Source organism: Rhodococcus sp. H29-C3 (assembly GCF_030063405.1).
Lineage (GTDB): Bacteria > Actinomycetota > Actinomycetes > Mycobacteriales > Mycobacteriaceae > Rhodococcoides.
The window spans coordinates 1-1,453 of sequence record NZ_JASITC010000057.1 but is presented as its reverse complement, the minus strand read 5'-3'; the positions used below and the strand labels follow the sequence as shown (position 1 = coordinate 1,453).

Annotated in this window: 1 protein-coding gene; it reads right to left on the bottom strand. The window is 61.5% G+C overall.

Annotated features, from left to right (window positions below; genetic code table 11):
* Positions 1–201 precede the first annotated feature (201 nt).
* Positions 202–1,413, bottom strand: coding sequence for an IS4 family transposase (locus tag QMK32_RS25135; RefSeq protein ID WP_283478290.1), 1,212 nt, complete (start codon positions 1,411–1,413; stop codon positions 202–204).
* Positions 1,414–1,453: the final 40 nt, after the last annotated feature.

Here is a 1,453-nt window from a genome sequence, read left to right as displayed (position 1 = left end):
GCAATACCGTTCAGTTAATGCTGAATGACAGTGCATTGGGGTGACATTGTGGGTTGTGGATGGTGTTGGTGCCGGGAGCGTTTGGCTGCCCATTTGATGATTTTGCGTTTGACGACCCGCGGGTTCGCTCGGAGGCGACGTGCGGGATTGAATCGGTGTTGCAGTTTTTCGATGGCGTGGTTCCACATCCGGGTGACCGCTTTATGGTTGTGAGGGGGAAAAAAGACTGTGCGAGAGCGATCTTCGCGTGATTCGTAGCGCCGCGACGAATGAGACTCGGTCGGGGTCGCGGCCACCTGCTCGCGCGGCGTCGACCATCAGGGTGCGGATGGCGTAGTGGCAGCACAGGTGGCCCCAGATTTCTTGGAGTACCAGTGGTGGGGATTTCGATCGCAGGACCGCCCGCGGTCCACGCTGATGGGTTTTCAGTTCGTCGAAGGTGTTCTCGATCTCCCACCGTTGGGCGTAGGCGAGTGCCAGTTCTTCTGCGGGCGCGTCGGCGGGGTCGAGGATCGTGGTCAACAACCGATACTGCTCAGGATTCTCGCGTCCGTCATCGAGTGCGTAGTCGATCACCCGCACCGTCAGCGGTGTTCGATGCTGACGCCGGGTGCCCGAGGTCGGGATTATCGTCGCCAGCCAGGAACCGTCGTCGAGGGTTTCTCGATGCTTCGGCGACAGTGTCGATTTGACCCGCCACAACAGGTCCGCGCCGCTCGCTGCCGCCCGGGTCCACATCTGAAACCCGTAGAAACCACGGTCGGCGAGCAGCAACATGCCCGGCTCGAGACGGTCGAGGAGATCATTCGACAACTCCCGCTCCGAGGTCGAACACGGACCGATTGCGGCATCGACGAGTGCATGGGTGCCGCATTCGGCCACTGCCACCAACCGTGCCTGCGGATACGCGGACTGCTCGCCTCGGCTCGATGCCGGCCTACCGAAATGCTCTGCGTTAGCGGGCGTGTCGGCCAAGTCCAGACACGTCCCGTCGATCGCCATCAATCTGCGTCCGGCAAGCCACGAGCCGGGAGTGTCCATGGTCGCTACAGGGCGAGCCACCCGCCGGAACAATGCCTCCACCGGCTCCGCTCCCAGGCGTGAACGGGCCTGAAAGATAGCCGATTTCGTCGGAGCAGTCCATGACTGAGACCACCCCGAGGACCAGGACAAACCGTCGGTGAGCTGCTCGAACACATCCTCATACGACCCGTCGGCATTCAACGCCATACCGATCGCGAAATAGGCCGTCACCCGAGCAGTCAACGTCCTACTCCGCTGTTCGGTTCGGCCGCACTCCGCGATCACCGCATCCACCACATCCGGCGCAAACACCCTGGTCAACAACCCCACCGACACCACATCCGACAACCGACGATCCGAGACCGGCTTCACCCATCCACTACGAGGCACACCTCACCCTACCTCAACAGACACTAACTGAACGGTATTG